A 24,659-nucleotide genomic window follows, 5' to 3' on the forward strand; every position below is an offset into this window, starting at 1 on the left:
GGACCTAGCGCGTCCAGGTGCTCTTCGGCACGTAGAGCTCGCCCTTCCAGATCTTGCGGGCGGTGCGGATGACGCCCGCCTTCCTCAGCTCGAAGTCGCCGGTCCCGAACGACCCCTCGAACTGGACGTCGATCGCGCCCATCGGATGCTCGATCTTGATCGGCACCGTCGGGCCCGGCTCGAACGCCGCCAGCCCCTCCGCCACCGTGCCCGGCGAGAGGACGCAGCTGCCGACGCAGATCGCGCCGGTCACGGCGTGGCTCGGATGGCAGGTCTCGGGCACGAAGTAGCGCGAGGTGATCGCGCCCCCGGCCCTCGGCTTGGCGAGCAGGCCGAACTTCGGCACGACCTTCTTCGAGACGTCGCCGAGGCCCATCATCGCGCCGGCGACGCGGCGGATCGGCTCCATGCGCTCGAAGAACGCCTTGTTCTCGTCGAGCTCCTGCTTCGTCTCGTAGCCGGTGAGGCCGAAATCCTCCGCGCGCGCGATCGCCATCGGCATCGCGACGTCGATGCAGGTGACCTCGATGCCGTCGATCAGGTCGCGCGGGTTGCCCGTCGGGAAGAGCTTGCCCGTCTTCGACCCGATGACGTCCATGAAGTTCAGCACGATCGGGGCCGCCGTGCCGGGCACGCCGTCGATCGCCGCGTCGCCCTCGTAGAGCACCTCGCCGCCCGGCGTCTTCACCACCGCCTCGATCAGGGCGCCGGTGTTCGTGTTGCGGATCTTCACCGTCGTCTCGCCGTCCTGTGCGGGGACGAGGCCCGTCTCGATCGCGTAGGGGCCGACACCGGAGAGGATGTTGCCGCAGCTCGGGCTGTAGTCGACGCCGCGCTCGGCGATCATCACCTGGGCGAAGAAATAGTCGACATCGGCCCATTCGTGCTCGGACGGCGAGATCATCGCGAGCTTGCTCGTCACCGCCGCGCCGCCGCCCACGCCGTCGATCTCGAGCGGGTGCCCCGAGCCCATGATCGTGGCCAGGACCTCGGTCAGGGTCGCCTCGTCCTCGGGCAGGTCGGCGCGGTTCATGTAGGGTCCGCGGGACGTGCCGCCCCTCATGAAGAGGCAGGGGATCGCCGTGTGCATGCTCGTTGTCTCCCGAGAGTTTCGATCAGGCCCCGACGAGGCCCGCCGCGCGCCGCTCCATCGCATAGCGCACGAGGGCGCCGAAGCGGTAGAGGCCGTGGACGAACTTTCCGTACGGCATGGTGATGAAGAAGCCGAAGACGAAGCCCAGATGGATCGCGAGCAGCGTTCCCATGGCGGGCGTCGCCCTGAGGAAGAGGAGCAACAGGCCGGTCGCGCCGACCAGGAACAGCATCGCCAGGAACGCGATGTCCATGCCGAAGCGGCCGGTGTCCGACATCGCCCGGTCGCGCGTCCACTTCGCGCCGAGCAGCCCGGCGGGCCCCACGACGAGACCGATGCCGCCCACCGTGCCGAGGATGACCGGCAGGCTGTACCACGAATAGGGCGCCTCCCAGCCGAAGGCGTAGTGGTAGATCGTCGCGACCGACGTCGAGGCGAGGCAGAGCATGAAGCCGTAGAAGGTCGCGTGGTGGTAGTGCCGCCGCATGTCGGTCGGCCTCTCGTCCTCGTTCATGCAGCCCACACCGCCGCCGTCGAGATAGCGAAGCTGCCCCGCGTCCTTCATCGCCTGCCAGACCGACTGGCCCTCGAGGCGCTCGCCGGAGGCGCCGATGTCCTTCCAGAAGGCGTTGAACCCCATCCACATCGCGAAGATCGCGTAGAGGAACGCCGCCCCGAAGACAGCCACCATCGCATTGTGCGGCATGATCCGGTAGAACGCGCCCTCCCCCGTCTGGGTCGAGAACATGACGCCGGGATCCGACCAGGCCATGAAGCCGATGAGGAAGACCGCGACGGAGAGCGACGCGACGAGCGCCACCATCAGCCCGTTCCGCTCGAACATCGGGGCGAAGGCTCGCGGCCACGCATAGGAGCGATAGGAGTCGGTGCGGACCTTCGACAGGGTGCGCGGCACGTTCACGTCGAACTCGTGCGGCGGGGCGTACTGGCAGTCGTAGTAGCACGCGCCGCACTGGTGGCAGAGATTGGAGAGGTAGTTCAGGTCACCGTCGGAAAAGGTCCGACGCATCTCCATCGCCGGGAACACGGCGCACAAGCCCTCGCAGTAGCGGCAGGCATTGCAGATCCGCATCAGGCGGTCGGCTTCCTCGAGATCCTTAGTTGCGAACATAATTCCCCGCTTCCCGTCCCGCGATGCGGCCGAACACGGCGCCGATGGTCATGCCGATGCCGGCGAGATAGCCCTGGCCCAGCACGTTGCCGGCCATGATCTCGCCCGCGGCGAACATGTTCGCGGACGGCTTTCCGTCATCCATGATGATCTGCGCGCGCTTGTTCACGCGCACGCCGAGATAGGTGAAGGTGATCCCCGGCCGTAAGGGATAGGCGTAGAAGGGCGGCTCGGAGATCGTGCGCGCCCAGTGCGTCTTCTCGGGCGCCAGGCCCTCGGTGCGGCAGTCGTCGAGCGCGTTCGGATCGAAATTGCCCGGCTGAACCGCCGCGTTGAATCCGTCGACGGTGGCCCTGAGCTTCCCGGGATCGAGCTCGAGCTTGCCCGCAAGCTCCTCGATCGAACCCGCCTCGATCGGCGGGAAGATCGACGGCATGAACTTGTCGATCGAGCGCGAGTCGATGATCGCGTAGCCGATCTGGTCGGGCTGCGCGGCGACGAGCCGTCCCCAGATCGCATAGCGCTTCGGCCAGAAGTCCTCGCCCTCGTCGTAGAAGCGCTCGGCATTGCGGTTCACGACGATTCCGAAGACGACGCAGTCGAGACGGGTCGAGATGCCGCCGTCGAATTTCGGCGCCCGCGCGTCGATCGCGACGGCGTGGCACTGCTTGGGATCGCCGATCTGCTTCACGCCACGGTCGAGCAGCATGCGCAGCATCGAGCCCTTGTTGTAGGGTGTCCCGCGGATGAGGAAGTTCTCGGCCTCCGGCCCCCACGCCTCCGTCAGCCACTCGATGTTGGCCTCGAAACCGCCGGCCGCGGCGACGAGGGCCTTCGCCTCCACCCGATGCTCACGCCCGGCATAGCTGACCGCGGCGGCGGAGAAGAAGCCGTCCTCGATCTCCAGATCGGTGACCTCGGCGTCGTAAAGGACCTCGATGCCGAGCTTCTCGGCCGTCAGATAGAGCGCGTTGATGAGGGCGCGGCCGCCGCCGAGGAAGAAGGCGTTCGTCCGCCCCAGGCTGAGCGTTCCGCCCAGCGAGGGCTGGAAGCGCACGCCCTGCTCGTTCATGAAGTCCCAGAGCTCCTTCGACTCCCGGATCGTGAACTTCGCGAGCTCCTCGTCCGTCTCTCCGCCGGTCACCCGGAGAAGATCGTCCCAGAACTCCTCCTCCGGATAAGGGCCGGTGAGGACCTCGTTCGCCTCGTCGTGCGCGCAGCGCAGGTTGCGCGTGTGGCGCGTGTTGCCGCCGCGATAGAATCTCGGCGCTGCCTCGACGACCAGCACCTCCGCACCACCGCGCCTGGCATTGATCGCCGCGCAGAGCGCCGCGTTGCCGCCGCCGACGACGAGAACGTCGTAGCGCCGCGCAAGGATCTCGCTCGCCCGGTCCCGGGCCGTTTCGCTGCTCATCCTCCCCCTCCGTGCACGTGTATGCGGGTGTATACGAGCATGGCACGATTTTCAACAGGCCGCCGTCGCAGAAGCGGCGTGCCATAGCTGCTATGCTGCCACTCAGGATTCCCTCGGACACGACGAGGGCATCGGCTCGCGAAGCTGGTGCATGCGTATACGCTCGTGAACCGCCATTGAGCGAGTGCGAGCGAGACAGAGATGGAACACGATGGGCACCGAAGCCTCGCGCGGCGAAATCGCCTACCAGAAGCTGAAGCAGGCCATCCAGGACGGCACGCTCCCGCCCGGCACGCGCGTCCGGGAGGTCGAGATCGCCGACCGGCTCAGCATCAGCCGCACCCCGGCACGGGAGGCAATCCGGCGCCTGGAATCGGAGGGGCTGATCTCCTTCGTGCCGCGGCACGGCGCCATCATATCGAGGCTCGACCACCAGCAGACGATGGAGCTCTACGACCTGCGCGAGGTGCTGGAGGGCACGGCGGCGGCGTTCGCCGCGCGCCACGCCTCGGCGGCGGAGATCGAGGAGCTCGAGGAGATGGTCGCCTCGGAGGAAGCGATCAGGGGAGACCCGCACCAGCTCGCCGAGCTGAACCGGCTCTTCCACTCCGCCCTCTACCGGGCCGCGCACAACCGCTACCTCGAGCGATCGCTGATCAACCTAAGGGACTCGATGGCGCTTCTCGGCGGAACGAGCCTCAGGGTCGAGGGACGCTACGAGACCGCGCATGCCGAGCACCTGGAAACGATCCAGGCCGTCGCGGCACGCGATCCGGAGCGCGCCGATGCCGCGGCCCGGCGCCATATCCGCCACGCCCAGCGGGCGCGGCTCAAGATCATGCGGGAGGAGTTGCTGGGGCAGCGGGAGGAGGACCGGGAGGACGACGCGCCCGGACGCGCGTGATGCCCCGCCCCTTGTCGTTGCGTCCGCGCCACGAGGCGAAACAACCGGGAGACGAAGACGCCCGGCGCGGGGGCCGGGCGTCGTCCTCGAGCCGCAGGCAGGGCGAGCTGCCTAGGCGCCGCTCTTGCCCCTGCCGGAGTCCTCGATCTTGCCTCCGAGACCCATCTCCTTGGCGAGGCGCGAGCGTGTGGCGGCGTAGTTCGGCGCCACCATCGGATAGTCCGCGGCCAGCGCCCACCGCTCCCGGTACTGCTCCGGCGACAGGTTGTGCTCTGCCCTCAGATGCCGCTTGAGCGACTTGAAGGTCTTCCCGCAGTCGAGACAGACGATGTGGTCGCGCTTCACCGACCTGTTGGGCGCGACGGCCGGCTCGAGCACCTCCTCCGGCTCCCGCTGTTGACCGAGATGGCGGCAGGCCCGGTGCACGTCGCCGATCAGGGTGGGCAGTTCCAGCGCCGAGAGCCCGTGCTGACCGACATAAGCTGAAACAATGTTGGCAGTGACCCTCACCAGCATGCGCTCGTGCTCGTCCGCATCCTTCAAAGCCGTAACCCTCGCTCGCTAACCGATCGTCATTGATCGGAATCAAGGTGAGCGGTTCGCATGGAGAGATTGTGGCGGCCAGAAGTTTTGTTGACAGCTCCCTCGTAACCCTAAGGGCAAGTAAACAAAGACGGCTCAAGCCGCGCCATCGCCGCCGGGACGGCGAGATATCCGAGCCCGGGAGGAGAGCGGACGGTCGACCCAGTCGTCCGCCCGGGCTCGCACGCGGTTTGGTACGGTCGCGCGCAGACCGCTCCGAACACGGCGAAAAGGTGGCGGGAACGCAGAGGGGCCGTGCACTGCCGACGGGGCCTCACCGCCATGGTCGGGGCGTGGCACTGTCCCCGGTCGGCATGGCACCCGCAGGTTGGACGCCCGCAGGACGACCGCGGCGGCAAGTGGTGCGGCAGCCACGCGTCCCGCCCCACGAAATCGCCTTGAAATGCCCAACCTTCCGCCCGGACCCGGCCCCGGAGAGCATGCGTTGTGTCTCGCCCTGCCTCGACGCAGGAAAGTCCCAACTCGGAAGAGGAAAGACGATGCACAGGATTCTGATGACGACCGCGGCCGCCGTGATCGCCGTACCCGCGATGACGGTCGCCGGCGTCGCCCAGCAGGCCGACACGATGGGCGGCCAGGAGATGCCGAGCGCCACCGGCACGCCGGGCGCGACCGGAACCACGGAAACGCCGGGCGCCACGGGAACGCCAGGCTCGACCTACGGCACGCCGGACGCGGGCGCCGCCACCGGCGCGCAGACCGCGCCCGGCACGGCCGCGCAGACCGGTGAGGCGGCCCCCGGTCAGGCCGGTGCCGGCATGACCGTCGACACGGTGGTGTCCTCCATCTCGGATTCGAGCGAGTCCGTCGAGGCGATCTCCAACTCGTCCATGCAGCGCATCGGCGTCGTGATGATCGACGAGCGCGCGGGACCGGAGGCGGTCGACCGCGTCAACCAGGCTGTCGAGGACAATCCGCAGCAGGTGACGAACCTTCAGGATGCGATCCGCGGCAACCCCGTGCTTCTCCAGCAGATCGAGGGCAGCGGCCTTCAGGTGGAGAGCATCGTCGCGGCCCAGGTGACCCCGGACAACGACCTGATCCTCTTCACGCGCTCCTGAGGGGCGTTCAGACGGCATGCGAAGGCGCGGCCCCGGCCGCGCCTTCTTTCGTTTGGGAAGGCTTCGGGCGGCGCGCCGGGACGAACCGCGTTCGGGCTATCCCTGCGCCGCTCGTCAGGCCGTGAGGGCCGAGTAGCGCGCTTCCAGGAAGAGAGGCACCTCGTCCGCCGGCACGGCCGCGCTGAGGAGGAAGCCCTGCATCTTGTCGCACGACATCATGCGGAGGAAGGCGAGTTGCTCTCGTCGCTCGACCCCCTCCGCCACCGTCTCGATGCCGAGGCTTCGCGCGAGATGCATGATGGCGGCGACGATCGCCTGGTCGTCGGCGCGCTTGCCGAGCCCGGCGATGAAGGAGCGGTCGATCTTGATCGTGTCGACGGGGCAGGTCTTGAGGTGCGTCAGCGACGCGAAGCCCGTGCCGAAATCGTCGAGCGCGATCGAGGCGCCCATCTCGCGCAGCGCAAGGAGGCTCTGCTCGACGCGCCCCGCGCCGCTGCCGAGGAACACGGTCTCCGTCACCTCCACCGTCAGCAGGCTTCCGTCCAGGCCGTGGCGGTCCAGGATCTGGCGCACGCGGTCGCAGTAGTCCGGGCGCATGAGTTCGGCCGAGGTGGCGTTGACCGAGATCCTGCCGGGATCGAGCCCCTCGCGGATCCAGCGACGCGCATCGGCCGCCACCTGCTCCAGCATCGCGAGGCCGAGCCTGGTGCAGACGTCGCCGTCCTCGAGCGCATGCCGGAAGGCCTGGGGCGTCGCGATGCGGTCGTCCGGCATCCGCCACCGCGCCAGCGCCTCGAAGCCGCAGACCCGCCCGTCCGAGAGGCGCATCTGGGGCTGATAGAACGGGACCACCCGTCCCGTCTTCAAGGCGTCGCGGAAGGTGGTGATCTGCTCGGCGCGTACCTGCACGGCGCGCCGCATCCGCGGCTCGAAGATCGCCGCGCCGCCGCGGCCGGAGCTCTTGGCCCGGTAGAGCGCCATGTCCGCGTTCTGCATCAGCGTGTCGGCGCTGGCCCCGTGCAGCGGCGCGAGCGCGCACCCGACGCTGCCGCCCGGAGAGAGCGTCTCGGTCTCGTAGTCGATCGGCTCGGCGAGCCGTTCGGAGACGAGCCTGCCGAGATCGAGCAGCGCCTCCGCGCCGGCGGCGCGGCGGACCATCACGGCGAATTCGTCGCCGCCCAGCCGCGCGACGCAGTCCTCCGGGCCGACGGAGCCGCGCAACCGGTCGGCCGTGACCATGAGCATGACGTCGCCGGCCCGGTGGCCGAGCGTGTCGTTGACGTGCTTGAAGTGGTCGAGGTCGATGACGAGCAGCCCGACCTGCTCGCCGGCCGACCGGGCGGCCACGAGCGCCTCCTCGAAGGTCTGCGTGAAGCGCGCCCGCTTCGCGAGCCCCGTCAGGTCGTCGCAGTTCGCCGTCTGCCAGAGCCGCTCGTGCAGCCTGCGATGCTCGGTCACGTCCTGGAAGCTGCCGAAGACGCGCCGGGCCGCGCCCTCGTGCCGCTCCACCTCGCCGACGATGCGCGCCCAGCGCATCTCGCCGGCGACGCTGCGGAACTCGATCTCGATGTCGAAGGGCGCGCCGGTGGTGCGGGCCTGGTAGACGGCCGCGTGAACGGCGCGCGCCGACTCCGGCGGGAAGAACCGCATGACCTCGTTGACCTCGCGGCGGGTACGGCCGGTGCGGCCGAGAAGCCTGTACATCCCCACAGAGAGGTGGATGCGCCGCCTCTCCACGTCCCATTCCCAGCCGCCGATCTGGGCCATGCGCTCGGTCTGCAGCAGCATCCTGTCGCGGCGGTCGAGGTCCCTCTCCTGGCGCATGAGCTTGCCGACCTGCCGGGAGAGCTTGCACCGATCGCGCCGCGCCTGGCGCGCGTGGGCATGCCCCTCGATCAGCCCGGCCGCGACGGCGGCGAACTCCTTCAAGACCTCTGTCTCGCGCGCTCCGAGGGTGCGCGGCGTGCTGTCCATGACGCAGAGCGCGCCGACCGGATGGCGGCCGGCGAGCAGGATCGGCGCCCCGGCATAGAAGCGGATCCCGGCATGCGCACCCGACCGCACGGCGGCGGCAAAGCGCGCGTCCGCCTCCGCGTCCTCGACGACCAGCACGTCGTCCTGCTCGATCGTGTGGTTGCAGAAGGTGAAGGCGCGCGGCGCTTCGACGCGCGGCGTGCCATGGGCCGCCTTCAGCCACTGGCGGTCCTCGTCGATCAGCGCCACCCGGGCTATCGGCATCTCCATCACCCTTGCGACCGCCCGGCACAGGGCGTCGAACTCCTCGCTCGGATGGGTGTCGAGGATATCCACGGATCGAAGCGCGGCGAGACGGCGGGCTTCCCTCCTGCTCGTTGTGGCCATGAGTGCAGCGGCTCCGATCTCCATGGAAGGCGGGGAAGATAGCCTCTCGCCCTCATGGCTTTCTGAAGCGCACGGCTACAATTGTCGGCATCGCCGATCACGGCTACCGGTCGCCGGATTGGGAGCGGGCACGCCGCGGCATTCTTGGGCGGGCTAGTCGAGGATCGGCTTCGTCCGCTGCGACTTGACGGCGGCGCGCTTGCCCTTCGCCTCGAGCCGGCGCTGCTTGGCGGCCCGGGTCGGCTTCGTCGGGCGCCTCGCGACGGGCCGCCTGGCGGCCTCGCGGATCATCTCGAAGAGGCGCTCGCGGGCGTCGTCCCGGTTCTGCTGCTGGCTTCGATGGGCATCGGCGGTGATGACGATCACCCCCTCGCGCGTCAGCCTCGATCCGGCCGCCTTCATGAGCCGGATGGCCACGTCGTCCGGGAGGGCGCGCGAGCGGCGGGCGTCGAAGCGCAGCTGCACGGCCGTGGACGCCTTGTTCACGTGCTGGCCGCCCGGCCCCGAGGCCCGCACGAAGCTCTCCTGAAGCTCGGACTCGTCGAGAGCGATACCGGGCGCGACCTCGATCATTCCCTCTACCGACGTTGTCGCGGGACCCGTGGTTCAGGCCCCGGGACGCGAGGGGGCCCGGGCCGGCGGCGCGGCCGGGGGCTTCGGCATGGCCATCCGGCCCCAGCGGACCGGCACGAAGCGCTCGCTCGCCACCGCGATGACGAGCCTGCGAAGCTCGCGCAGCGTGCGCTCGTCCTGTGTGTCCTCCGGCAGGTAGCGCCGAAGCGCCTCCGCGATCACGTCCGCGTCCAGCAGGCGGCCTTCCCGCTCGTGGCGCTGGATGAACCGCTCGACAAGCTCGCGCATGGCGCGCAGGTCCGTCCGGGGAACGTAGATGGTGCTCGGTGACCGCATGGTGCGATGAGAGCATTTCCGGGCCGGCTTGGCGAGCCCTGGGCGGATTAAGGTTCGGTTACCATCACTCGCGTGCGTCCAAGTGAAGCGCTGGCTCCCACCGCGGCTCAGGCCTCCAGCAGCTCGAGCACGTCTCCGCTGGCGAGCTGCTCGTCGAAGTAGCGGATCGTCCGCTCGAGGCCGGTGCGAAGCGGGACGACGGGCCGCCAGCCGAGCTTCTTCTTCGACTGAGTGATGTCCGGACGCCGCTGCTTGGGATCGTCGGCGGGAAGCGGGTGATGGACGATGCGGGAGCGCGACCCCGTGAGGTCGATGACCATCTCGGCGAGCTCGCGCACCGTGAACTCGTCGGGATTGCCCATGTTGAACGGCCCCCTCACGTCGTCGGGCGAGTTCATGAGGCGGACGAGCCCATCGACGAGATCGTCGATGTAGCAGAAGGACCGCGTCTGCTGGCCCTCGCCATAGATCGTGATGTCCTCCCCCCGCAGCGCCTGCACGATGAAGTTCGACACCACGCGCCCGTCGTTCGGCTTCATGCGCGGCCCGTAGGTGTTGAAGATGCGGGCCACCTTGATGCGCAGCTGGTGCTGGCGCCAGAAGTCGAAGAACAGGGTCTCCGCGCAGCGTTTGCCCTCGTCGTAGCAGGCTCGCACCCCGATCGGGTTGACGTTGCCCCAATAGCCCTCGGGCTGCGGGTGCACGGTCGGATCGCCGTAGACCTCCGACGTCGACGCCTGGAACACCTTCGCCTTCAGCCGGTTGGCGAGCTCGAGCATGTTGATCGCGCCGAGCACGCTCGTCTTCGCCGTCTGGACGGGATCGCGCTGGTAGTGGACCGGCGAGGCGGGACAGGCGAGGTTGTAGATCTCGTCGACCTCGATGCAGAGCGGGATCGTCACGTCGTGCCGGCACAGCTCGAAGCGCCTGTTGTCGAGCAGGCCCTCGATGTTGATCCGCCGCCCCGTGAAGAAATTGTCCACGCACAAGACTTCGTGACCGTCTTCGAGCAGCCGCTCGCACAGATGGGAGCCGATGAATCCCGACCCGCCGGTCACGAGTACCCGCGTCCTGTCCTTGATCATGCCCGTCGCTCGCCTTCTTCTCCGCTCCTTGAGGAGGAGCCGTTGTCAGGATGCCGGGCGCCGCCTCCGGGCCGAGCCGAACGCTTCGCCAGGGCCGGCCGTGGGGGGATGCCCGGCGCCCGAAATGGACCGCCCCACCGAGCCAGGACCGAAAACGTCCGGAAGCTCGGGAAGTTGCAGAAGATGCCCTCGCGCCCGGCGCCGAACCATGGGGGCGGAAGGAAAAAGGATCAGCGGGACAAGGACTCAGGGAGCCGGGGTTCGGAAACGGACAGGAGGTCGCTGCGGTCGATCAGCGCGTTGCGTTGCGCCTCTGCGGCCTCGAGCCGCTCGCGAAGCCCGCGCCAGGTCGAGCGGTTAGACCCGAAGAGGACGATGCCGAACAGAAGCGCGGCGATCGCCACGAGAACGGCCGCGCCGTCTCCCGGCAGGAAGCCCATGACGACGGCGGCGAGCCACGCCGCGCCGAGGAGCATCGCGAGCCGCGCCGCCAGATCCGCCTTCCGACACCGCTCGATCTGGTCTGACAGATGCTCGATCTGCGTCTCCAGCCGATGAATCTCGTTCGAGAAGTCGCGCAAGCAGGGCCTCTGTCCGAGAAACGCGGGGTTCGCCTTTATCCAGACTACTCCTCCGGCTCCGTCGTGAACAGGAGCGGGTAGCCCCGGCTGCGAGCGGCGTCGCAGGCGCGCGTCGCCTTCGTTTCGGCGACGTCGCGCGGATAGACCGCCACGACGCACGAGCCCTTCCGGTGCGCCGTCATCATGACCTGCTGCGCCTGCGATTCGTTCATCCGGAACTCCGCCTTCAACACCGACACCACGAACTCGCGGGGCGTGAAGTCGTCGTTCATGAGAATGACCTTGTAGAGGCGCGGCCGCTCCGTCTTCGGCTGCGCCTTCGTGCGCGGCTTCGTTCTGGAATCGCTCATCGCTCTTGCCTTCTCGAAGCGTTGGGCGGCTTGCGGCTCAACCGCACCCGGCGGATCGTCTCGCACGCCGCCCGATGATCGCGCGGACCGTTCCCTTGGACGCCCGCGGCGCTTGTCGGTATGAGGGCCTCATGCAGCGCCCTCTCAACGGCCCTAGGAGCTAAGTGCGCCTGTGACGACGCCAGACAATAGCCGAAAGGCAGGCTTCTCCGCCAATCGTCTCGACCGCCGCTCGACGCTTCGCCAGGACGGACCGAGGGTCGAGGCTGCGTTCGGGAGCGCGAGATGCGTTCTCATGACGGACGACCGAGCGCTGCTGAGGCTCGACGGCGAGGGCTTCGGACTTCTCTTCTCCCGCTCGGAGGCCGAGGCTCTCGGCGCATCCCCGGCGGATCCCCTGCTCCTGGGGCACGACGACGAGGGTCCGGTCTTCGCCCTTCCCGTCCCGGAGGAGCCGCCCCAGGAAACGATCAAGGCGATCGACGCCCGCTCGATCGCGGTCCAGGGCCTGCTGCCGCCCGACCTGCTGGGTGTCGTGGCGCAGGCGAAGAGCCTCCTCGACTGGCACCGGCGGCACGGCTATTGCGGGACGTGCGGCCACCCGACGCGGTTCGCGGACTTCGGCTACCGCCGGGACTGCGGCCATTGCGGCGCCAAGCACTTCCCCCGCACCGATCCCGTCGTGATCATGCTCGTGACCCATGGCGAAGCATGCCTGCTCGCGCACGAGCCCCGCTTCGCCGAGAACATGGTCTCGACCCTGGCCGGCTTCCTGGAGCCCGGCGAGACGATCGAGGATGCCGTGCGCCGGGAGGTCGTCGAGGAGACCGGCGTCGAGGTCGGTCGTGTCACCTACCATGCGAGCCAGCCCTGGCCCTTCCCTTCCTCGCTGATGATCGGCTGCCTCGCCGAGGCGAAGGGGCGAGAGCTCACGATCGACCCGGCCGAGATCGCCTGGGCGCGATGGTTCTCGAGAGAGGACGTCACCCGCATGATCGCGAAGGAGCACCCGGAGGGCATCTTCGTGCCGCCGCCCACCGCCATCGCGCACCAGCTGATGCGCCACTTCGCCGAGGGCGACTGAGCGCGCGGCCCCGGCCAGCCTCTAGCCGCCGTTCAGCGTCTCGCGGATCTTGTCGCGGTAGGGGCTCGCCCGGTAGACGCCCAGGACCTTGAACTCGCGGCAGAAGAAGTCGAGCTCCTCGAAGGCGCGGGCGACCGCCGGATCTTCCGGATGGCCCTCGATGTCGGCGAAGAACTGCGACGCGAAGAAGTGCCCCTCGAGCTGATAGGACTCCAGCTTCGTCATGTTGATGCCGTTCGTCGCGAAGCCGCCCAGCGCCTTGTAGAGCGAGGCCGGCAGGTTGCGCACGCGGAAGAGGAAGGTCGTGACGATCGAGCCCGAGCCGCGCGCCGCCCAGGCCGGATGCTTCGCGAGCACGATGAAGCGCGTCGTGTTGTGCGCCTCGTCCTCGATGTCCCGCACGAGGATGTCGAGCCCGTAGATCTCCGCGGCCAGCGCGGAGGCGATGGCGGCCCGCGTCATGTCGCCGCTGTCGGCGACCTCGTGGGCGGCGCCCGCGGTGTCGGCATGGACGACCGCCTTCAGGCCGTACTTCGCGATAGCCTTGCGGCACTGGCCGAGCGCCATGACGTGGCTGTGCACCGTCCTCACCGTCTGAAGGCTCGCCCCCTTGGGCGCCATCAGATAGTGGTGCAGCGGCAGGAAGTACTCACCGACGATGTGCAGGCCGGCCGTCGGCAGCAGGTGGTGGATGTCGGCGACGCGGCCTGCGACCGAGTTCTCGATCGGGATCATGCCGAGCTCGGCGCTGCCGTCCGCGACCGCCAGAAGCGCGTCCTCGAAGGTCGCGCAGGGAACGGGCTCGTGGTCTGGAAAGGCATCCCGGCAGGCGAAATGGGAGTTCGCGCCGAGCTCTCCCTGGAAGACGATGCGGCGGCTCATCGGATCAGCACTCCAACCGGTCCCGCTCATTGCGCCTCGAGCGCGGCTTCGGCGCGCACGAGATCGGCGGCCGTGTGAACGCCGACGGGCGCGTCGTCGGCGATGACGACATCGATCCTCATCCCGGCCTCGAGAGCCCTGAGCTGCTCGAGCCGTTCGCGCCGCTCCAGCACGCTGCGCGAGAGGGATGCGAACCGCGTCAGAGCCGTGCGGCGCCAGGCGTAGAGCCCGACATGGTGGTAGAGCGGCCCATCCCCCCACGGCGCGGCGGCGCGGGTGAAGTAGAGCGCGCGCATGCGGCGCTCGGCGATGGTGGACCCGACGACCTTCACGACGCTCGAATCGCTCCGCTGGGAATAGCTGACGATCGGCGCGGCAAGGGTGGCCATCGCCACCTCGTCGTCCTGAAGCGGCGGCAGGACGCTTCTCACCATCTCAGCCGATAAGGTCGGCAGATCGGCCTGGAAATCGATCACCACGTCGGCCTTGCCTTCGGGATCGTAGAGCCGCGCGGCCTCTTCGGCACGATCCGAACCGCTCGTGTGGTCGGAGCGCGTCATCACCACCTCGCCGCCCTCCGCCCTGACGAGATCGGCGACCTCCGGCGCGTCCGTCGCCACCACCACGGGGCCGACATCGGCCTCGCGTGCGCGGTCGAGCACATGCAGGATGAGCGAACGTCCGGCGATCACCGAAAGCGGCTTGCGGGGAATGCGCGGGGAGCCCAGGCGGGCGGGGATGACGACGAGGGCGGACAAGGCCACGTCCTTTCAGGCGTTTCCGATCGACGGCTGCGTCGTTTATACAGGTTGCCTTGTTAGAGCAATTCCGAGTATCAACCACCGGCCTTCCGACCTGCCGCGCCGGCCGGACCGACCATGTTCGAGCCGGCGCACCGGACACTCTGGAGCCCCGCCCCGAATGGATAGTTTCGAATTCAACAAGATTGCCGGCGCGGTCCTCGGCACTCTCCTCGCCACCATGGCCATCGGCGTGCTCGGAGAAGCACTTTTCCATGCCGAAGCGCCCGAGCAACCGGGATGGGCCGTGGCCGTTCCGGAAGCAGGCGAAGGGGGCGCCGGGCCTGCCGAGGAAGAGGGCCCGCAGCTCGCGGTGCTCTTGGCTTCCGCGGATGCGAGCGCCGGCGAGGCCATCGCCAGGCGATGCGTGTCCTGCCACTCCTTCGAGGCCGGCGGCGCGAACAAGGTCGGACCGAACCTGCATGACGTGGTGGGCGCGGAGATCACGCATGTCGAGGGGTTCGGCTATTCGCAGGCCTTCGAGCAGCTGGCCGGCGAAGGCTTCGAGTGGACCTACGAGCATCTCGACGGCTTCCTCGCCAATCCGCGCGGATACATCTCCGGCACCGCGATGGCGTTCGCCGGCGTCCGCGACGCCGCGGACAGGGCCGACCTGATCGCCTACCTCGCGAGCCAGACCGAGAACCCGCCGCCGCTGCCGGAGCCCGAGGAGGAGCCGGCCGGAGACGAGGCGGCGGCAGAGGACGGCGCCGCACAGCCGACGCTCGAGGACGGCGAGGCAACGGAACAGCCGACCGAACCCGAGCCGCAGGAGCAGGCCGCCGAGGAGGAGGCCGAGGGCGCCCAGGCGACCGACCAGGCCGAGCCTTCGGGCGAGCCGCAGCAGGCAAGCCCCGATCTCGGCACCGACGTGCAGCAGACGCCCGAGGGCGAAGGCGCTCCGGTGCAGCCGGCCCCCGAGGACCAGGAGTCGATCGCCGGGGCCCGCGACGAGACGCCCGTTCCGGCCGAGGGTGCGGACGAGGACGCGCAGCCTGCCGCCGGGCAGGAGCAGTCCGCGCAGGGTGAGCAGCAGGAGGCTCCCGCGGAGGAAGCGCCCGCAGAGGAAGCCCCCGCGGGCGACCAGCAGGGTGCCGCCGAGCCGGCGCAAGAGGAGGCCGCAGCCGAGCAGGAGCAGGCCGCAGCCGCCGGTGGCGACAGCGCGCTTCTCGCCGCGGTCGCGGCCGCCGACGTCGAGGAGGGCCAGGCCCAGGCGCGCAAGTGCACGGCCTGCCACAGCCTCGAGGAGGGCGGGCCGAACCGGGTCGGCCCCCACATCTACGGCGTCGTCGATCGCGACATCGCGAGCCTCGACGACTACAACTACTCCGACGCGCTGCAGGGTATCGAGGGCGACTGGACGCTTGAGAATCTCGACGCCTTCCTCGCGAACCCGCGCGAGTTCGCCCGCGGCACGAAGATGGCGTTCGCCGGCATCCGCGACGAGGACGACCGGCACGCCCTGCTGCATTACCTCTACACGCTGCAGGAGAACCCGCAGCCGCTGCAGTGAGGCGCACCTTCACGGCGATGGATCAAGGGCCCTGCGGGGCCCTTTTTCTTGGCCGAGCGCGGCAGGTGCGGCCATTAAATATCGGTCATATTGCCCGCGGCCCGTCGCAAGCCACGGCCTCCTCCGCTAAGTTAGCCTCGACCTTGCCTTTGCCTCTTTGCGGAGAACGAAGATGAAGAGCCTCGCCGGCCGCCTGCTTCTCGTCGCCAGCCTGGCCCTTTCGGCGCACGCCGCCGCGGCCCAGGAGGGCGGAACGGAGCGGGACTGGAACCACGGGCTCTCGCTGTTCGGCGAGCTGAAATACGGCCCGGGGTTCGAGCGTTTCGACTACGTCAACCCGGACGCGCCGAAGGCCGGCCGCTTCCGCCAGGGGGCGATCGGCAGCTTCGACACGCTGAACCCGTTCAACATCAAGGGTTCGCCGGCCACCGGGCTCGGCCTGACCTACGACACGCTGATGGCCACGTCGCTCGACGAGCCGAGCTCTGAGTACGGCCTCGTCGCGGAATCGGTCAGCCATCCCGACGACTATTCCTCCGTCACCTTCAGGCTCCGCCCCGAGGCGCGCTTCCACGACGGCACGCCGGTGACGGCGGAGGACGTCGTCTGGAGCCTCGAGGCGCTGAAGGATGCGCACCCCTTCTACAACGCCTATTACCGCAACGTGGTGGAAGCGGAGGTCACCGGCGAGAACGAGGTCACCTTCACCTTCGACGAGAAGGGCAACCGCGAGCTGCCGCAGATCACCGGCCAGATCTACGTGCTGCCGAAGCACTACTGGGAAGGCACCGACGCGAACGGAAACCAGCGCGACTTCAAGGCTTCGACGCTCGAGCCGCCGCTCGGTTCCGGGCCGTATCGCATCAAGTCGGCGGTGGCCGGCCGCTCGATCACCTACGAGCTCGTGGAGGACTACTGGGCGAAGGACCTGCCGGTGAGGGTCGGCTCGAACAACTTCGCCGAGCTGAGCTACGAGTACTACCGCGACATGACGGTGGCGCTTGAGGCCTTCAAGGCCGACCGCTTCGACTTCCGCTCCGAGAACAGCGCGACCCGCTGGGCGACCGGTTACGATTTCCCGGCCGCGAGGCGCGGCGACGTGGTCCTGGAGACGTTCCAGACGAAGCAGGCCGAGCCCATGCAGGGCCTCATCTTCAACCTGCGCCGCGAGCGGTTCCAGGATCCCCGCGTGCGCGAGGCGTTCAACCTCGCCTACGACTTCGAGTGGCTGAACCAGAACATCTTCTACGGCCAGTACGAGCGCACCGGCAGCTACTTCCCGAACTCCGAGCTGGCCGCCACGGGCCTGCCGGAGGGCAAGGAGCTCGAGATTCTCGAAGAGGTGCGCGACAAGGTGCCGCCGGAGGTGTTCACGCAGGAATACAAGAACCCGGTCGGCGGCGATCGCCGCAACGTGCGGGAGAACTTCGCGCGCGCCGGCGAGCTCCTGACCGAGGCGGGCTGGATCGTCGAGGGCGGCCAGCGCGTGAACCGGGAGACCGGCGAGGCGATGCGGGTCGAGTTCCTGACGGCGCAGCCGGACACGGAGCGCGTCCTGTCGCCCTACATCCGGAACCTCGAGCGCCTCGGCATCCAGGGGACGATCCGGAACGTCGACAGCGCGCAGTACCAGAACCGGATGGACAACTTCAATTTCGACATGACGGTCGACCTCTTCCCGCAGTCGCTGTCGCCCGGGAACGAGCAGCGCGACTTCTGGGGCTCGGCCGCCGCCGACACGCCCGCAAGCCGCAACACGATCGGCATCAAGAACGAGGCGGTCGACCGCCTGATCGACCGGATCATCTACGCCGAGGACCGCGAGACCCTGGTCGCCGCGAGCCGGGCTCTCGACCGCGTTCTCCTGTGGAACCACTATCTCGTGCCGCAATTCTACACGCCCGACATCAGGACGGCGCGCTGGGACAGGTTCGGCCTGCCCGAGACGATGCCGGACTACGCCTTCAGTCCGCTGATCTGGTGGTGGGACGAGGAGAAGGCTGCGACGATCAAGAGTGGATCCTGACACGGCGATGACGCCTCATCGCCCGACACGCCGGGTCGTGCTCGCCGGGCTCGCGGCCGCGGGCGCGCTCCGTCCGTTCACGACGATCGCCGCGCCGGAGGCCGGCGTTCCCGTCGCCGCGCGGCACGGAATGTCGATCTTCGGCGACCTCGCGCTGGCGCCGGATTTCCGGCACTTCGCCTACGCCGATCCCGAGGCACCGAAGGGCGGCAGGATCGCGCTCGTTCCCTCCTCCTGGGCGTTCAACCAGAACCCCGACACGTTCAACACGATGAACACGCTGATCCTGCGGGGAGACGCGCCGGTCGGGCTCGACATCATCTTCGACAGCCTTATGGTGCGCAATTTCGAGGAGCCGGACGCCGTCTACGGCCTCGTGGCACGGGAGGTCGAGGCGAACGCCGAGGGAACGATCTACCGCTTCGACCTGCGACCGGAGGCCCGCTGGCACGACGGGACCCCGCTGACGGCGGAGGACGTGGCGTTCTCGTTCCTCCTCCTGAAGGAGAAGGGACACCCCTCGATCAGCCAGTCGATCCTCGACATGGAGGACGCCACGGCGATCGGCCCGCACGAGGTCGAGGTGCGCTTCAAGCCGACACGCTCGCGCGACCTGCCGCAGCTGATCACGGGCCTGCCCATCGTGTCGCGGCGCTATTACACGGACAACGACTTCGAGGCGACGACGATGACGCCCCCGCTCGGCTCCGGCCCCTACAGGGTGGGGCCGTTCAGGGCCGGGCGCTCGGTCGACTACGTGCGGGTGCCCGACTACTGGGCGAAGGACCTGCCGGTGAACCGGGGCAGGTACAATTTCGACGTCGTCCGCTACGAGTTCTACCGCGACCGCGACGTCGCCTTCGAGGCGTTCAAGGCCGGCCAGTACACGTTCCGCGAGGAGTTCACGTCGCGCACCTGGGCGACCGGATACGACTTCCCGGCAGTGCTCGACGGGCGGGTGAAGCGCGAGACGCTGCCGGACGAGACGCCGTCGGGCGCGCAAGGGTGGTTCATCAACACGCGCCGGCCGCACCTCGCCGACCCGCGCGTGCGCGAGGCGCTGATCTGCGCCTTCGACTTCGAGTGGACGAACCGGACGCTGTTCTACGGCCTCTACGAGCGAACGAGCTCCTACTTCGAGAACTCCGACCTCCTCGCGACGGGCGAGCCGTCGCCGGAGGAGCTCGCGCTGCTCGAGCCCTATCGCGGCCGCGTGCCGGACGAGGTCTTCGGCCCACCCTTCACCCCACCCGTCTCCGACGGGTCGGGGCGCGACAGGAGGCTCCTCCGCCGCGCCGTGGACCTCCTGAAGGAGGCGGGCTGGGAGATCGAGGACCGGGTCCTCCGGAATGAACGGGGTGAGCCGTTCCGCATCGAGTTCCTCGACGCGAGCTCCACCTTCCAGCGGGTGATCCAGCCCTATATGCGCAACCTCGAGATGCTCGGCATCGCACCGAGCCTGCGCATCGTCGACGCCTCGCAGTATCAGTCGCGGCTCAACGACTACGACTTCGACCTCGTATCGAGGCGCTATTCCATGTCGCCGACCCCGGGCGAAGGCATCAAGCGCTTCTGGACGTCGTCGTCCGCCGACACGCCGGGCTCCCCGAACCTCGCCGGCATCGCCGATCCCGTCATCGACGAGCTCACCGACCGGGTGGTCAACGCGTCGAGCCGCGAGGAGCAGGTGACGGCGGCGAGGGCGCTCGACCGCGTGCTCCGGAGCGGCCGGTACTGGATCCCCCAGTGGCACAAGCGCGAGCACACGATCGCCTACTGGGACCTCTTCGAGCGCCCGGCGGAGAAGCCCCGCTACACGCGCGGCGTCATCGATCTCTGGTGGGCTTCGCCCGCCCAGAACACCACCCCGCAGGCTCAGTAGGAGAGACCGCTTGGGCGCCTATATCCTCCGACGCCTCCTCCTGATGATCCCGACGATCCTCGGGATCATGCTCGTGTCCTTCGTCATCGTGCAGTTCGCCCCGGGCGGGCCGATCGAGCGCATCGTCGCGCAGCTTCAGGGCACGGACGTCTCCGCCACGGCGCGGATCGGCGGCGGAGGCCAGGGCGACGTCGGCGGTTCCGGCGCCGGCGCGGCAGGAGGCGCCGGCGAGGGCGTGCAGGCGAAATACCGCGGCGCGCAGGGTCTCGACCCGGACTTCATCCGCGAGCTCGAGCAGCAGTTCGGCTTCGACAAGCCGCCGCACGAGCGCTTCCTGATGATGATCGTGAACTACGCGACCTTCGACTTCGGCCGCTCCTACTTCCGCGACATCTCGGTGATCGACCTGATCATCGAGAAGATGCCGGTCTCGATCTCGCTCGGCCTCTGGATGACGCTTCTGTCCTACGGAATCTCGATCCCCCTCGGGATCGCGAAGGCGATGCGGGACGGATCGCGCTTCGACACCTGGACGAGCGCGGTCGTCATCGTCGGCTACGCCATACCGGGCTTCCTGTTCGCGATCCTCCTGATCGTGCTCTTCGCGGGCGGCAGCTTCTTCGACCTCTTCCCCCTGCGCGGGCTCGTGTCCGACAACTGGGAGAGCCTGTCCTGGCCGGAGAGGATCCTCGACTATTTCTGGCACCTCGTGCTGCCGATCACGTCGATGGCGCTCGGCGCCTTCGCGACGACGACGCTCCTCACGAAGAACTCCTTCCTCGACGAGATCCGCAAGCAGTACGTGACGACGGCGCGGATGAAGGGCCTCGGCGAGCGCCGGGTGCTCTACGGCCACGTCTTCCGCAACGCGATGCTCATCATCATCGCGGGGTTTCCCGGCGCGTTCATCTCGGCCTTCTTCACGGGATCGCTCCTGATCGAGACGATCTTCTCCCTCGACGGGCTCGGGCTCCTCTCCTTCGAATCTATCATCAACCGCGACTATCCCGTCGTGTTCGCCACGCTCTATATCTTCTCGCTGCTCGGCCTGATCGTGAACCTGATCTCCGACCTCACCTACACCTGGGTCGATCCGCGGATCGACTTCGAGGCGCGGGAGGTGTGACGCGATGATCGAGACCCGCGAGGACCTGCGCCGGAAGGGCGCACAGGAGGGCGAGACCCCGGAGGAGGCGAAGACGGAGGTGCCCCTGCCGCCGACGCCGGGCGCGGAGGCGGCGCCGCCGGAGCCGACGCGGACCGGCCGTTTCGCGCTGTCGCCCCTCAACCGCCGCCGCTGGCAGAACTTCAAGGCGCACAAGCGCGGCTACTGGTCGTTCTGGATCTTCCTCGTCCTGTTCGTTCTCTCGCTCTTTGCGGAGTTCCTGGCGAACGACAAGCCGATCCTCGTGCAGTACCAGGGCGAGTACTACGCGCCCGTCTTCAACTTCTATCCCGAGACGACCTTCGGCGGCGACTTCGAGACGGAGGCGAACTACCGCGACCCGTTCGTGCAGGAGCTGATCGAGGAGGACGGCTTCATCCTCTGGCCGCCGATCCGCTACAGCTACCAGACTGTGGACCTCGAGATTCCCGTGCCCGCGCCCGCCCCGCCCTTCTGGATGATGGACGAGGAAACGCGCTGCCAAGCCTATTACGAGGGCCAGGACGACCCGAATTGCACGATCGGCAACTTCCACTGGCTCGGGACCGACGACCAGGCTCGCGACGTCGTGGCGAGGCTGATTTACGGCTTCCGCCTGTCGGTCCTGTTCGGCCTCATCCTCACGATTCTCTCCTCGATCGTCGGCGTCGTGGCGGGCGCGTTGCAGGGCTATTTCGGCGGCTGGACGGACCTGATCTTCCAGCGCGCGATCGAGATCTGGACGTCGATCCCGTCGCTCTACCTCCTGATCATCATCGCGGCCTTCTTCGAGCCGAACTTCTGGCTCCTGCTCGGGATACTCCTCCTGTTCTCCTGGGTCGCGCTCGTCGGCGTGGTGCGGGCGGAGTTCCTGCGCGGGCGCAACTTCGAGTACATCGCGGCGGCGCGCGCGCTCGGCGTCAGCGACCTGACGATCATGTGGCGCCACCTTCTGCCGAACGCGATGGTCGCGACGCTGACCTTCATGCCGTTCATCCTGAACGGCTCGATCACCACGCTCACCTCGCTCGACTTCCTGGGCTTCGGCCTTCCGCCGGGCTCGCCCTCGCTCGGCGAGCTCCTGGCGCAGGGCAAGGCGAACCTGCAGGCGCCGTGGCTCGGCCTCACCGGTTTCGCGGTGATCGCCATCATGCTGAGCCTCCTGATCTTCGTCGGCGAGGCGGTGCGCGACGCCTTCGACCCGCGCAAGACCTTCCGCTGAGGCGATCCGGATGGGCGAACATCACCACCATCACGGGCACGACCACTCGCACGGCCACCACGACCACGCCGCGCATGCGAGCGAGACGCGCCTGGCGATCGCCGCCGCCCTCACGGGTGTCTTCATGCTCGCGGAGGTGGTCGGTGGCGTCCTGTCGGGCTCGCTGGCGCTGATCGCCGACGCGGGCCACATGCTGACCGACTTCGCCGCGCTCTCCATGTCGTGGTTCGCCTTCCGCCTGGCGCGGCGGCCGGCCGACTGGCAACGCACCTATGGTTACGACCGGTTCCAGATCCTCGTCGCCTTCGCGAACGGGCTGACGCTGTTCTTCATCTGCGGCTGGATCGTCTACGAGGCGTGGCAGCGCTTCGCCGACCCGCGCCCGATCGAGGGCGGGCTGATGATGGCCGTCGCCGTCGCGGGGCTCGTCGTGAACATCGTCGCCTTCTGCCTGCTGCATGGCGGGGACAGGGACAACCTGAACATGCGCGGCGCGGCGCTGCACGTTCTCGGCGACCTCCTCGGCTCCGTCGGCGCGCTGATCGCCGCAGGCGTCATCATGGCGACGGGCTGGACGCCGATCGACCCGATCCTTTCGGTCGTCATCGCGGCGATCGTGCTGCGATCGGCCTGGCGCGTCGTCTCCGAGAGCGCCCACATCCTCCTGGAGGCATCGCCGAAGGAGGTCGATTCCCGGCGGATCGGCCCCGCCCTCGTCGCGGCGATCGACGCTGTGGAGGAGGTCCACCACATCCACGTCTGGGCCATCACGGAGAAGCGCAGGATGGTCACGCTCCACGCCTGCATCCGCGCCGACGGCGAGGCTCCCGAGGCGATCCGCGCGATCAAGCGGGAGCTCGCGGAGAGCTTCGGCCTCGAGCACGCGACGGTGGAGATCGAGTACGGCTGCTGCGCCGACAGGCCGGCGAGCCCGCAGGAGGCCGCATGAGCGACCAGACCACAAGCCCCCTCCTCTCCGTCCAGGATCTGCGCGTCGACTTCCGCCAGGGGGCGCGGACGACCCAGGCCGTGCGGGGCGTCTCCTTCGACATCCGGAAGGGGGAGACGCTGGCGCTCGTCGGCGAGTCCGGGTCCGGCAAGTCGGTGACGGCGCTGTCGATCCTGAAGCTCCTGCCCTACCCGCCGGCCGAGCACCCCTCGGGACGGATCCTGTTCAAGGGGCAGGACCTCCTCTCCGCCCCTCCGCGGGAACTCCAGCGGGTGCGCGGCAACGACATCACGATGGTGTTCCAGGAGCCGATGAGCTCGCTCAACCCGCTGCACACGGTCGAGCAGCAGATCGGCGAGATCCTCGAGCTCCACGGCGGCTATCGCGGCCGGAAGACGCGCGACCGCACGGTCGAGCTTCTCGACCAGGTGGGCATCCGCGACCCGGAGAGCCGTCTCGCGAGCTTCCCGCACCAGATGTCCGGCGGGCAGCGCCAGCGCGTGATGATCGCCATGGCGCTCGCGAACGCGCCCGACCTCCTGATCGCCGACGAGCCGACGACCGCGCTCGACGTGACGGTGCAGGCGCAGATCCTGAAGCTCCTGAAGGACCTCCAGAAGCGGCACGACATGGGCGTGCTGATGATCACCCACGATCTCGGCATCGTCAGGAAGATCGCCGACCGCGTCTGCGTGATGACGGAGGGAGAGATCGTCGAGGCCGGCCCGACGCGGGACATCTTCGAGCGGCCGCGGCACGCCTACACGAAGCACCTGCTCGCCGCCGAGCCGAAGGGCGAGCCGCCGGCGTCGGACCCCTCCGCACCGGTCATCATGAAGGCGGACGACCTGAAGGTCTGGTTCCCGGTCCGCCGCGGCCTCTTCAAGCGCACCGTCGGCCACATCAAGGCCGTCGATGGCATCGACGTGACGGTGCGCGAGGGGCAGACGCTCGGCGTCGTCGGCGAATCGGGCTCGGGCAAGACGACGCTCGGCCTCGCCCTCCTCCGCCTCATCTCGAGCGAAGGGCCGATCGTCTATCTGGGCGACCGGATCGACGCCTACGGCTTCCGGCAGATGCGCCCGCTGCGGCGCGACCTGCAGATCGTCTTCCAGGATCCCTTCGGCTCGCTGAGCCCTCGCATGTCGATCGGCGAGATCATCGGCGAGGGGCTGAAGATCCACGGCTCCGGCCTCGACTATGACGGCCGGCGCGAGCGGGTCGTGCGGGCGCTGCGGGAGGTCGGGCTCGACCCCGCGACGATGGACCGCTACCCGCACGAGTTCTCGGGCGGGCAGCGCCAGCGCATCGCGATCGCGCGCGCCATCGTGCTCGAGCCGAAGTTCCTCATGCTCGACGAGCCGACGAGCGCCCTCGACATGAGCGTGCAGGCGCAGATCGTCGACCTGCTGCGCGACCTGCAGAGGAAGCACGACCTCGCCTATCTCTTCATCAGCCACGACCTCAAGGTCGTGCGGGCGCTCGCGAACGACGTGATCGTGCTCCGGCATGGCGAGGTCGTCGAGAGCGGACCGGCGGAGAAGATCTTCCGCGCACCGGAAACGCCCTACACGAAAGCGCTGATGGCGGCGGCCTTCTCGATCGAGGCGGTCGAGGGCGACGTCGTCGCGCAGTAGACGGCGCGGGGTCGAAACGCTAGGGGA

The 24,659-nt window shown here is 68.6% G+C and carries 22 protein-coding genes; 10 read left to right on the forward strand and 12 right to left on the reverse strand.

Features of this window, described 5'->3' with window-relative positions:
• Positions 1-4 precede the first annotated feature (4 nt).
• The 3 genes from N177_RS07935 to tcuA are packed head-to-tail and all read right to left on the reverse strand — an operon-like array spanning position 5 to position 3,639.
• Positions 5-1,090, reverse strand: coding sequence for a 4-oxalomesaconate tautomerase (locus N177_RS07935; protein WP_023431778.1), 1,086 nt, complete (start codon positions 1,088-1,090; stop codon positions 5-7).
• A 25-nt stretch (positions 1,091-1,115) separates the two neighbouring features.
• A complete protein-coding gene (tcuB, locus tag N177_RS07940; RefSeq protein ID WP_023431779.1) occupies positions 1,116-2,225 on the reverse strand; it encodes a tricarballylate utilization 4Fe-4S protein TcuB in 1,110 nt (369 codons plus the stop codon).
• On the reverse strand, positions 2,212-3,639 hold the full coding sequence (tcuA, locus tag N177_RS07945) for an FAD-dependent tricarballylate dehydrogenase TcuA (RefSeq protein ID WP_023431780.1): 1,428 nt from the start codon (positions 3,637-3,639) through the stop codon (positions 2,212-2,214). The genes tcuB and tcuA overlap by 14 nt, the downstream gene beginning before the upstream one ends.
• A 211-nt stretch (positions 3,640-3,850) precedes the next feature.
• On the opposite strand from tcuA, the gene N177_RS07950 reads away from it, so the two are divergent.
• Positions 3,851-4,543 (forward strand): GntR family transcriptional regulator, encoded by a 693-nt coding sequence (locus N177_RS07950; RefSeq protein ID WP_023431781.1) that lies wholly within the window; start codon positions 3,851-3,853, stop codon positions 4,541-4,543.
• 111 nt (positions 4,544-4,654) lie between these two features.
• On the opposite strand, the gene N177_RS07955 is transcribed toward N177_RS07950, so the two are convergent.
• Entirely contained in the window at positions 4,655-5,059 is a 405-nt protein-coding gene (locus N177_RS07955; RefSeq protein WP_051402297.1) for a Ros/MucR family transcriptional regulator, read from the reverse strand.
• A 566-nt stretch (positions 5,060-5,625) separates the two neighbouring features.
• On the opposite strand from N177_RS07955, the gene N177_RS07960 reads away from it, so the two are divergent.
• Positions 5,626-6,207: a hypothetical protein gene (locus tag N177_RS07960; protein WP_023431783.1), complete on the forward strand. Its 582-nt coding sequence runs from the start codon at positions 5,626-5,628 to the stop codon at positions 6,205-6,207.
• 114 nt (positions 6,208-6,321) lie between these two features.
• Here the strand turns inward: N177_RS07960 and N177_RS20550 are convergent, their stop codons facing one another.
• From N177_RS20550 to clpS, 6 genes are all read right to left on the reverse strand, one after another.
• The gene (locus N177_RS20550) at positions 6,322-8,568 is read right to left on the reverse strand and encodes a putative bifunctional diguanylate cyclase/phosphodiesterase (protein WP_160170920.1); all 2,247 of its coding nucleotides are present in this window, start codon (positions 8,566-8,568) and stop codon (positions 6,322-6,324) included.
• 153 nt (positions 8,569-8,721) lie between these two features.
• Positions 8,722-9,141, reverse strand: coding sequence for an alternative ribosome rescue aminoacyl-tRNA hydrolase ArfB (arfB, locus tag N177_RS07970; protein WP_023431786.1), 420 nt, complete (start codon positions 9,139-9,141; stop codon positions 8,722-8,724).
• 33 nt (positions 9,142-9,174) lie between these two features.
• Positions 9,175-9,429 carry a hypothetical protein gene (locus tag N177_RS07975; protein WP_023431787.1) on the reverse strand — a complete coding sequence of 85 codons (255 nt, stop codon included), beginning with the start codon at positions 9,427-9,429 and terminating at the stop codon, positions 9,175-9,177.
• Between the two features lie 155 nt (positions 9,430-9,584).
• Positions 9,585-10,562 (reverse strand): UDP-glucuronic acid decarboxylase family protein, encoded by a 978-nt coding sequence (locus tag N177_RS07980; RefSeq protein WP_023431788.1) that lies wholly within the window; start codon positions 10,560-10,562, stop codon positions 9,585-9,587.
• A gap of 230 nt (positions 10,563-10,792) precedes the next feature.
• Positions 10,793-11,143 carry a hypothetical protein gene (locus N177_RS07985; RefSeq protein ID WP_023431789.1) on the reverse strand — a complete coding sequence of 117 codons (351 nt, stop codon included), beginning with the start codon at positions 11,141-11,143 and terminating at the stop codon, positions 10,793-10,795.
• A gap of 44 nt (positions 11,144-11,187) precedes the next feature.
• On the reverse strand, positions 11,188-11,493 hold the full coding sequence (gene clpS, locus N177_RS07990) for an ATP-dependent Clp protease adapter ClpS (RefSeq protein ID WP_040485399.1): 306 nt from the start codon (positions 11,491-11,493) through the stop codon (positions 11,188-11,190).
• Positions 11,494-11,665: 172 nt separating this feature from the next.
• Between clpS and nudC the strand changes: the two genes are divergently transcribed.
• On the forward strand, positions 11,666-12,577 hold the full coding sequence (gene nudC / locus N177_RS07995; RefSeq protein ID WP_040485400.1) for an NAD(+) diphosphatase: 912 nt from the start codon (positions 11,666-11,668) through the stop codon (positions 12,575-12,577).
• A gap of 21 nt (positions 12,578-12,598) precedes the next feature.
• Here the strand turns inward: nudC and N177_RS08000 are convergent, their stop codons facing one another.
• On the reverse strand, positions 12,599-13,459 hold the full coding sequence (locus N177_RS08000; RefSeq protein WP_023431792.1) for a prephenate dehydratase: 861 nt from the start codon (positions 13,457-13,459) through the stop codon (positions 12,599-12,601).
• A 26-nt stretch (positions 13,460-13,485) separates the two neighbouring features.
• Positions 13,486-14,217, reverse strand: a complete 732-nt coding sequence (locus N177_RS08005; RefSeq protein WP_023431793.1) for a 3-deoxy-manno-octulosonate cytidylyltransferase — start codon at positions 14,215-14,217, stop codon at positions 13,486-13,488.
• Between the two features lie 163 nt (positions 14,218-14,380).
• Here N177_RS08005 and N177_RS21645 point away from each other — a divergent pair, with 163 nt between their 5' ends.
• The 7 genes from N177_RS21645 (at position 14,381) to N177_RS08040 (ending at position 24,632) form a co-directional block, all read left to right on the forward strand.
• Positions 14,381-15,772, forward strand: coding sequence for a c-type cytochrome (locus N177_RS21645; protein WP_023431794.1), 1,392 nt, complete (start codon positions 14,381-14,383; stop codon positions 15,770-15,772).
• Between the two features lie 172 nt (positions 15,773-15,944).
• The gene (locus N177_RS08015) at positions 15,945-17,798 is read left to right on the forward strand and encodes an extracellular solute-binding protein (RefSeq protein WP_023431795.1); all 1,854 of its coding nucleotides are present in this window, start codon (positions 15,945-15,947) and stop codon (positions 17,796-17,798) included.
• A 7-nt stretch (positions 17,799-17,805) separates the two neighbouring features.
• On the forward strand, positions 17,806-19,680 hold the full coding sequence (locus N177_RS08020) for an extracellular solute-binding protein (protein ID WP_040485418.1): 1,875 nt from the start codon (positions 17,806-17,808) through the stop codon (positions 19,678-19,680).
• A 10-nt stretch (positions 19,681-19,690) separates the two neighbouring features.
• On the forward strand, positions 19,691-20,806 hold the full coding sequence (locus N177_RS08025) for a microcin C ABC transporter permease YejB (protein ID WP_023431797.1): 1,116 nt from the start codon (positions 19,691-19,693) through the stop codon (positions 20,804-20,806).
• Between the two features lie 4 nt (positions 20,807-20,810).
• On the forward strand, positions 20,811-22,046 hold the full coding sequence (locus N177_RS08030; protein WP_023431798.1) for an ABC transporter permease: 1,236 nt from the start codon (positions 20,811-20,813) through the stop codon (positions 22,044-22,046).
• A 10-nt stretch (positions 22,047-22,056) separates the two neighbouring features.
• Positions 22,057-22,995, forward strand: a complete 939-nt coding sequence (locus N177_RS08035; protein ID WP_023431799.1) for a cation diffusion facilitator family transporter — start codon at positions 22,057-22,059, stop codon at positions 22,993-22,995.
• A complete protein-coding gene (locus N177_RS08040; protein WP_023431800.1) occupies positions 22,992-24,632 on the forward strand; it encodes an ABC transporter ATP-binding protein in 1,641 nt (546 codons plus the stop codon). Before N177_RS08035 ends, N177_RS08040 begins: the two co-directional genes overlap by 4 nt.
• Positions 24,633-24,659 lie beyond the last annotated feature (27 nt).

Origin of the sequence: Lutibaculum baratangense AMV1, from assembly GCF_000496075.1 — a bacterium.
GTDB lineage: Bacteria > Pseudomonadota > Alphaproteobacteria > Rhizobiales > Tepidamorphaceae > Lutibaculum > Lutibaculum baratangense.

Excerpts from the sequence above, each read along its gene's own strand:
- N177_RS07935 (WP_023431778.1), bottom strand. The coding sequence starts at position 1,090 with ATGCACACGGCGATCCCCTGCCTCTTCATGAGGGGCGGCACGTCCCGC.
- tcuB (WP_023431779.1), bottom strand. The coding sequence starts at position 2,225 with ATGTTCGCAACTAAGGATCTCGAGGAAGCCGACCGCCTGATGCGGATC.
- tcuA (WP_023431780.1), bottom strand. The coding sequence starts at position 3,639 with ATGAGCAGCGAAACGGCCCGGGACCGGGCGAGCGAGATCCTTGCGCGG.
- N177_RS07950 (WP_023431781.1), top strand. The coding sequence starts at position 3,851 with ATGGGCACCGAAGCCTCGCGCGGCGAAATCGCCTACCAGAAGCTGAAG.
- N177_RS07955 (WP_051402297.1), bottom strand. The coding sequence starts at position 5,059 with ATGCTGGTGAGGGTCACTGCCAACATTGTTTCAGCTTATGTCGGTCAG.
- N177_RS07960 (WP_023431783.1), top strand. The coding sequence starts at position 5,626 with ATGCACAGGATTCTGATGACGACCGCGGCCGCCGTGATCGCCGTACCC.
- N177_RS20550 (WP_160170920.1), bottom strand. The coding sequence starts at position 8,568 with ATGGCCACAACGAGCAGGAGGGAAGCCCGCCGTCTCGCCGCGCTTCGA.
- arfB (WP_023431786.1), bottom strand. The coding sequence starts at position 9,141 with ATGATCGAGGTCGCGCCCGGTATCGCTCTCGACGAGTCCGAGCTTCAG.
- N177_RS07975 (WP_023431787.1), bottom strand. The coding sequence starts at position 9,429 with ATGCGCGAGCTTGTCGAGCGGTTCATCCAGCGCCACGAGCGGGAAGGC.
- N177_RS07980 (WP_023431788.1), bottom strand. The coding sequence starts at position 10,562 with ATGATCAAGGACAGGACGCGGGTACTCGTGACCGGCGGGTCGGGATTC.
- clpS (WP_040485399.1), bottom strand. The coding sequence starts at position 11,493 with ATGAGCGATTCCAGAACGAAGCCGCGCACGAAGGCGCAGCCGAAGACG.
- N177_RS08000 (WP_023431792.1), bottom strand. The coding sequence starts at position 13,459 with ATGAGCCGCCGCATCGTCTTCCAGGGAGAGCTCGGCGCGAACTCCCAT.
- N177_RS21645 (WP_023431794.1), top strand. The coding sequence starts at position 14,381 with ATGGATAGTTTCGAATTCAACAAGATTGCCGGCGCGGTCCTCGGCACT.
- N177_RS08015 (WP_023431795.1), top strand. The coding sequence starts at position 15,945 with ATGAAGAGCCTCGCCGGCCGCCTGCTTCTCGTCGCCAGCCTGGCCCTT.
- N177_RS08020 (WP_040485418.1), top strand. The coding sequence starts at position 17,806 with ATGACGCCTCATCGCCCGACACGCCGGGTCGTGCTCGCCGGGCTCGCG.
- N177_RS08030 (WP_023431798.1), top strand. The coding sequence starts at position 20,811 with ATGATCGAGACCCGCGAGGACCTGCGCCGGAAGGGCGCACAGGAGGGC.
- N177_RS08035 (WP_023431799.1), top strand. The coding sequence starts at position 22,057 with ATGGGCGAACATCACCACCATCACGGGCACGACCACTCGCACGGCCAC.
- N177_RS08040 (WP_023431800.1), top strand. The coding sequence starts at position 22,992 with ATGAGCGACCAGACCACAAGCCCCCTCCTCTCCGTCCAGGATCTGCGC.